Genomic DNA, 7,058 nt, shown 5'->3' with positions numbered 1-7,058 from the left:
CGCGCGCCGCCTTCGCGCTCACGCGGCCGCCGGGCCACCATGCGGGCGCCGATTTCTTCGGCGGCTACTGCTTTCTCAACAACGCCGCGGTCGCGGCGCAGGCGCTGCGCGATGCGGGCGTCGAGCGCGTGGCCGTGCTCGACGTGGACTACCACCACGGCAACGGCACCCAGGCCATCTTCTACGAGCGCAGCGACGTGCATTTCGCCAGCCTGCACGGAGATCCGCTGACCGACTATCCGTACTACCTGGGCCATGCCGACGAGCGCGGCGCGGGGCGGGGCGAGGGCTTCAACCACAACCTGCCGCTGCCGCGCGGCACGGACTTCTCGGCGTGGCGCGCGGCGCTGAAGACCGCGCTCGAGCGCATCGCGGCGGTGAAGGCCGGCGCGCTCGTGCTCTCGCTCGGCGTCGACACCTTCGAGGGCGACCCGGTCGCGGGCTTCAGGCTCGGGAGCGACGACTACCTGCGCATGGGCGAAGACCTCGCGCGCGCGGGCCTGCCCACGGTGTTCGTCTTCGAGGGCGGCTATGCGGTGGCCGAGGTGGGCATCAACGCCGTCAACGTGCTCGAAGGCTTCGAGCAGGCGTAGCGCGGGCGTCTCGGATGTGACGATGGCCCGGGTTTCCCCGTGGAAATCAGGGGAGCCCCGATTGCCTTCGCCAACGGGGCAAGGCCCAATTGGCGGTTTCAAAGTCAGGACCCCCGTCAGCCATGCTCCGCCGCTCCGCCTTCCTCCGTACCGCCGCCACGCTCGCTGCCTGCAGCCTCGCCTTTCCGATGGCGGCCTTCGCGCAGGGCTTTCCCACCAAGCCCATCAAGCTGATCGTCGCGTTTCCGGCCGGCGGCCCGACCGACATCACCATGCGCCAGCTCGCCGACAACGCGAGCAAGATCCTCGGCCAGCCGGTGATCGTCGACAACAAGCCCGGCGCCGCCGGCACGCTGCCCGCGCAGGCGCTGCAGACCTCGCAGCCCGACGGCTACACCGTCGCGCAGATCCCGCTGGGCGTGTTCCGCATGGGCTACACCACCAAGATCAACTGGGATCCGCTCAAGGACATCACGTACGTCATCAACGTCACGGGCTATGCCTTCGGCATCGTCGTGCCTGCCAGCAGCCCCTTCAAGACCTGGGCCGACTTTGTCGCCTACGCCAAGGCCAACCCCGGCAAGCTGACGTACGGCTCCACCGGCAACCTCACCAGCCCGCACCTGACCACCGAGATCGTCGCGCAGAAGGCCGGCATCGAGCTGCAGCACGTGCCCTACAAAGGCAGCGCCGACCTGATGCTCGCGGTGGTCAGTGGTCAGCTCATGGCTGCCGCCGACAGCACCGGCTTCGCGCCGCAGGTCGAGGCCGGCAAGCTGCGCGTGCTGAACACCTGGGGCGAGAAGCGCCTCGCGAAGTTCCCCGACGCGCCGACGCTCAAGGAGCTTGGCTATGACGTGGTGCAGAACTCGCCCTTCGGCATCGGCGCCCCCAAGGGCACGCCACCCGAAGTGGTGAAGAAGCTGCACGACGCGTTCAAGCAGGCGATGGAAGAGCCGAGCTACGTAGCGGCGCTGGGGCGCTACGACATGCTGCCTAACTACATGAGCTCGGCGCAGTACACCAAGTTTGCGCAGGACACGGTGGTGCGGGAGAAGGTGGTGATCGAGAAGCTGGGGTTGGCCAAGGAGAAGTAAGCCTGCGGCTTTCATCCAGATTGCCCGTCGGCCGGGTCAGCCGGTGTCGAGGCCCGGGCGCGCCAAGATGATCGCGCGCGCTGCTTCGGCAAACCCCGCACCGCGCTCGCCCTGCGTCACATAGCGCGGCAGGTGTTCCAGCTGCGGCACGAAGCGCGCCACGTTCGCCACGCCGATGCTGTGCGCGAAGGTGCGGAACATCAACTGGTCGTTGGTGGAGTCGCCCACGTAGGCCCAGCGGTCCATCTCGTCGTCGAGGGCGCGGCCCCACAGCTCACGCGTGATCCAGCGCGCGCCTTCGAGCTTGTCGTTGTCGCCATACCAGCCGTTGATGTGGATGCTGCTCACGGTGGCGTGCATGCCCTCGCCGCGCATCAACGCCACCACCTGAGCGATCGTCGCGTCGCTCAGCTGAACGAACTCGCTGTGGTCGATGGCGATGTCGGTCTCGCGCCCCGGCGAGTCGGTAGCGCGGCCCACGCCCGGCAGCTCGCGCTCGATGCGCTCCAGCACCGCCTGCATGCGCGCGAAGTTGGCGGCGCGCGTGGCGGCGTCCTGCTGGTAGCGCTTCTCGACGCGGCCGTCGGCCGAGGGCAGCAGCGCCACAGCGCCGTTCTCCGCCACGATGGCGTCGATGGGCCAGGTGTTGACGAAGGGCAGGCTCCAGCCCACCGGCCGGCCGGTGATCGCCACGACGCAAAGGCCCGCGGCCTTGAGGTCGCCCAGCGCCTGCAGCGCATCGGGCGTGATCGCGCCTTCGTGGGTCAGTGTGTCGTCGATGTCGGTGAAGACGCCCACGAGTGCGCTGCGCGCGGCCGCCGGCCACTGGGCCAGCGGCTGCAGGTGATGGGGCGGGGAGGGCAAGGGAGGCGACTGCGAAGGCATGGCGTGCATCTTTTGGGGAGTCGGTGATCGTACCGGCGCTTTCGTGTAGCATCCCGCCCCCTGCCGCGCCATCGAGGCCGGAGCGGCGCCTTCCATGCCTCACATCCTCGTCGACCACCTCCGCAAGACCTATCGAATCTCCGAGCGCGATCCCGGCGTGATGGGCGCACTGCGCGGGCTCGTGCAGCGCCGGCACCGCACGGTGGAGGCGCTGTCGGGCGTGTCGTTCGCGCTGGAGAGGGGCGAGCTGCTGGGCTTCATCGGGCCGAACGGCGCGGGCAAGTCGACCACCATCAAGATCCTCGCGGGCATCCTGCGGCCCGACGGCGGGCGTGTGGAGATCGACGGCCGCGATCCCTTCGCCGACCGCGAGCGCCACGTGGCGCGCATCGGCGTGGTCTTCGGTCAGCGCACCCAGCTGTGGTGGGACCTGCCCGTGGGCGACGGCTTCGACCTGCTGCGCGACATCTACCGCGTCGACCCGCAGCGCTACCGCCGCACGCGCGACGAACTGGTCGCGCTGCTGCACCTGGAACGCGTGCTCGACCAGCCGGTGCGGCAGCTCTCGCTGGGCCAGCGCATGCGCGCGGAGATCGCGGCGGCGCTGCTGCACGAGCCCGACATCCTGTTCCTCGACGAGCCGACCATCGGGCTCGATGCACCGTCGAAGCTGGCGGTGCGCGACTTCGTGCGCCGCGCCAACCGCGAGCGCGGCACCACCGTGCTGCTGACCACGCACGACATGCACGACATCGAGGCGCTGGCCCGGCGCGTGATCATCATCGGCCACGGCCGCGTGCTGGCCGACAGCCCGGTCGAAGCGCTGCGCGCGCAGGTGATGGCCGAGCGGCGCCTCGTGGTCGACTTCGCGCAGGACGCCGAACTGCCCGAACGGGTGGCCGGCGCGAGGATGCATTCGCGCGACGGGCAGACACTGGTGCTGGACTTCGATCCGGCCGTGACCACGGCGCCCGCGCTGATCGCGCGCATCGCGGCCACGCATGCGGTGGAGGATATCCGCCTCGAAGGCCTGGCGATCGAGGCCGTCATCGCGCGCTTTTATGCGATGCATGGGGCGGCCGAGGCGTGATGACGCCGATGCCCGTGCGCGAACTGGTGCGCCCCTACGTCGCGGCCTTCGCGTCTCGCTTCCTGCAGATGCTGCAGTACCGCACGGCGGCGCTCGCGGGCTTCGGCACGCAGTGCTGGTGGGGCGGCATCAAGGTGATGGTGCTGGCGGCCTTCTACGGCGGCGCGTCGATGGCCGGCACGCCGATGTCGCTCGCGCAGGCGATCACCTACAGCTGGCTCTCGCAGGGCTTGCTCGTGCTGGTGCCGTGGCTCGGCGACCCGGAGGTGGCGCAGGCCGTGCGCACCGGCGCCGTGGCTTACGACCGGCTGCGGCCGGTGGATGCCTATGCGCTGTGGTTCGTGCGCAGCGCGGGTTGGATTGCGGCCCGCGCGCTGCCGCGCGTGGCGCTGATGGCCGTCTTCGCGGCCGTCGCGCTGCCGCTGGCCGGATTGGGCGATTGGGCCTGGCAGCCACCGGCGAGCCTTGCCGCCGCGGTCGCGTTCCTCGCATCGGCCGTCCTCGCGCTGTTGCTGTCGACCGCGATGGTGATGCTGCTCAACATCGCGACGGTCGCGGCGCTCAACGAGCGCGGCATCAACGCACTGGCGGGCCCGGTCGTCATCGTGTTCTCGGGCAACCTGCTGCCGCTGGTGCTGCTGCCTGACGCCTGGCAGGCAGCGCTGCTGATGCAACCCTTGGCCGGCGTGGTCGACATTCCCGCGCGGCTCTACTTCGGGCTGATGAGCGGACCGCATGCGCTGGCCGGGCTCGGACTGCAGTGCTTCTGGATCGTGGTGCTGGTCGCGCTGGGCCATGCCGCCATGGACCGCACGATGCGCAGGCTGGAAGTGCAGGGCGGCTGACATGGGGTCCATCGCGCTTCTTGCTCGCCTTGTGAAGGCTTCGCTCGGCGGCCAGGCGCGCTACCCGGCCTCGGCGCTGATGCTGACGCTGGGGCAGTTCCTCGGCACCGGCATCGAGGTCATCGCGGTGTGGGCGCTGTTCCACCGCTTCGGCGAAGTGCAGGGCTGGCGCCTCGGGGAAGTGGCGCTGTTCTACGGGCTCGTGAACTGCATGTTCGCGGTGGCCGACGCGCTGGGCCGCGGCTTCGACACGCTGGGCACCGAGTTCCTTCGCACCGGCGCCTTCGACCGGCTGCTGCTGCGCCCGCGCCCGGTCGCGTTGCAACTGATGGGGCACGACTTCCGCATCAGCCGCGCGGGCCGGCTGTTGCAGGGCGGCCTCGTGCTGGCGTTCGCGACGGTGCAGGCGGACATCGGCTGGACGCCGGCCGCAGTGGGCATCGCATTGTTCGCGCTGGCCGGCGGCGTGGCGCTGTTCCTCGGCATCCTGGTGCTGCAGGGCACGCTGTCGTTCTGGACCGTGGAGAGCCTGGAGATCGCCAATGTGCTGACCTACGGCGGCGTGCAGGCGGCGCAATACCCGCTGGCGCTCTATGCGCAGTGGTTCCGCCGCGTGCTGACCTTCATCGTGCCGCTGGCCTGCGTGGCGTACTACCCGGCGCTCGCGATCCTCGGTAAGCCCGATCCGCTGGGCGCGCCGGCCTGGGTGGGCATGGCGTCGCCGCTCGCCGGTTTCGTGTTCCTGGCGGCGGCATTCGGCGCATGGCGCATCGGGCTGCGCCACTACGCCTCGACCGGCAGCTAGCTCGCCGGTTCAGCCCGCCTTCTGCAGCGCCAAACCCGCGTGCTCGCGCAGCGGATGGAAGTGGATCTTCGGAAAGCGCTCCTGCGCCAGCCGCACGTCGTAAGGCGAGGTGCACAGGAAGGCCAGCGTGTCCGCCGCATCCTTGGCCATGCGCACCGGATAGGCGTTGACGAACTCGCGCAGCTCGGCCGGCGTGTCGGCAGTGATCCAGCGCGCGCCCGTGTACTGGCAGCCTTCGAGCCGCACGTCGGCGTCGTACTCGGCCTTCAGGCGGTGCTGCACCACTTCGAACTGCAGCTGCCCAACGGCACCCAGCAGCATCGGCCCGCCGACCTCGGGGCGGAACACCTGGATCGCACCTTCCTCGCCGAGCTGGGCCAGGCCCTGTTGCAGCTGCTTGGTGCGCAGCGGGTTCTTGAGGATCACGGTCATGAACAGCTCGGGCGCGAAGAAGGGCAGTCCGGTGAACTGCAGGCTCGCGCCGTCGGTGATGGTGTCGCCCAGCTGCACGCCGCCGTGGGTGGTGAAGCCCACGATGTCGCCCGCGTAGGCCTCTTCGACCGCCTCGCGGCGCTGGCTCATGAAGGTCACGACGCTGGTCGGGCGCAGTTCCTTGGCCGTGCGCTGCACCTTGAGCTTCATGCCCGGCGTGTACTTGCCCGAGGCCATGCGCACGAAGGCGATGCGGTCACGGTGGTTGGCGTCCATGTTGGCCTGCACCTTGAAGACCACGCCCGCGAAATCCTTGTCCTCGGGCTGGATCTCCTTCACCACCGGCTGGCGGTTGACCATCGTGGTGCTGGTGCGTGACTGCGGCGAGGGCGCGAGGTCGACCAGCGCGTCGAGCACTTCCATCACGCCGAAGTTGTTCACGCCGGAGCCGAAGAACACCGGCGTCTGCTTGCCGGCCAGGAAGGCTTCGCGGTCCCAGGTCGGCGAGGCGCCGGTGGCCAGCTCCATGCTTTCCATGGCGTGCTCGAAGTCGGCGCCGAAGCGCTTGACCAGCGTGTCGCGCTCGCTCAGCGGAATGGTCTCGAAGTCCTGCGGCAGCCGCTCGCTGCCCGACTCGAACACCGTCATCGCCTGCGTGCGGAGGTTCATGATCCCGCGGAAAGACTTGCCCTGGCCGACTGGCCAGGTCATCGGCACGCAGGGCATGCCGAGCTCGCGCTCCACTTCGTCGAGGATGTCGAGCGGCTCGCGCACTTCGCGGTCCATCTTGTTGACGAAGGTGATGATGGGCGTGTCGCGCTGGCGGCAGACCTCGATCAGCCGGCGCGTCTGCGCTTCCACGCCGTTGGCGGCGTCGATCACCATCAGGGCCGAGTCGACGGCCGTCAGCACGCGGTAGGTGTCTTCGGAGAAGTCCTTGTGGCCGGGCGTGTCGAGCAGGTTGATCACATGGTCGCGATACAGCATCTGCATGACCGACGAGGCCACCGAGATGCCACGCTGCTTTTCGATTTCCATCCAGTCGGAGGTCGCATGGCGCGAGGCCTTGCGCGCCTTCACCGAGCCGGCGATCTGGATCGCGCCGGAGAAAAGCAGCAGCTTTTCGGTCAGCGTGGTCTTGCCGGCGTCAGGGTGGGAAATGATCGCGAAGGTGCGGCGGCGGCGGGTTTCGGCTAGGAAGGGGGATGACACGGGAACTCCAGGGAACCCGCGATTTTCGCAGATGTGCATTTGCCAGCGGCGAGCCCGTGCTGGATTCCCAGCTCAAGGCCTGCCGTGGCAGTGAATTTC

Annotated in this window: 7 protein-coding genes; 5 read left to right on the top strand and 2 right to left on the bottom strand. The window is 69.2% G+C overall.

Annotation, left to right across the window (positions count from 1 at the left end; all coding sequences use genetic code 11):
* Both ACCD11_RS17710 and ACCD11_RS17705 read left to right on the top strand, forming a co-directional pair.
* Nucleotides 1–593: histone deacetylase family protein (locus tag ACCD11_RS17710; RefSeq protein WP_413314866.1), on the top strand; the 593-nt coding region annotated here is incomplete at its 5' end.
* A 122-nt stretch (nt 594–715) separates the two neighbouring features.
* Nucleotides 716–1,690, top strand: coding sequence for a Bug family tripartite tricarboxylate transporter substrate binding protein (locus ACCD11_RS17705; RefSeq protein WP_413314865.1), 975 nt, complete (start codon nt 716–718; stop codon nt 1,688–1,690).
* Between the two features lie 36 nt (nt 1,691–1,726).
* Here the strand turns inward: ACCD11_RS17705 and ACCD11_RS17700 are convergent, their stop codons facing one another.
* Entirely contained in the window at nt 1,727–2,575 is an 849-nt protein-coding gene (locus tag ACCD11_RS17700) for an HAD-IIB family hydrolase (protein WP_413314864.1), read from the bottom strand.
* 94 nt (nt 2,576–2,669) lie between these two features.
* On the opposite strand from ACCD11_RS17700, the gene ACCD11_RS17695 reads away from it, so the two are divergent.
* From ACCD11_RS17695 to ACCD11_RS17685, 3 genes are read left to right on the top strand one after another with little or no spacing between them, the layout of a single operon-like run.
* The gene (locus tag ACCD11_RS17695; RefSeq protein ID WP_413314863.1) at nt 2,670–3,665 is read left to right on the top strand and encodes an ATP-binding cassette domain-containing protein; all 996 of its coding nucleotides are present in this window, start codon (nt 2,670–2,672) and stop codon (nt 3,663–3,665) included.
* An 8-nt stretch (nt 3,666–3,673) separates the two neighbouring features.
* Nucleotides 3,674–4,510: an ABC transporter permease gene (locus tag ACCD11_RS17690; protein ID WP_413314867.1), complete on the top strand. Its 837-nt coding sequence runs from the start codon at nt 3,674–3,676 to the stop codon at nt 4,508–4,510.
* A gap of 1 nt (nt 4,511) precedes the next feature.
* Nucleotides 4,512–5,315 carry an ABC transporter permease gene (locus ACCD11_RS17685; RefSeq protein ID WP_413314861.1) on the top strand — a complete coding sequence of 268 codons (804 nt, stop codon included), beginning with the start codon at nt 4,512–4,514 and terminating at the stop codon, nt 5,313–5,315.
* Between the two features lie 9 nt (nt 5,316–5,324).
* On the opposite strand, the gene ACCD11_RS17680 is transcribed toward ACCD11_RS17685, so the two are convergent.
* A complete protein-coding gene (locus ACCD11_RS17680; RefSeq protein WP_042672558.1) occupies nt 5,325–6,998 on the bottom strand; it encodes a peptide chain release factor 3 in 1,674 nt (557 codons plus the stop codon).
* Nucleotides 6,999–7,058 lie beyond the last annotated feature (60 nt).

The organism is Variovorax sp. Varisp36 (genome assembly GCF_047304235.1).
Classification (GTDB): Bacteria; Pseudomonadota; Gammaproteobacteria; order Burkholderiales; family Burkholderiaceae_C; genus Variovorax.
Note: the sequence above shows the minus strand (reverse complement) of the source record. Positions and strands in the feature narration are given on the sequence as shown.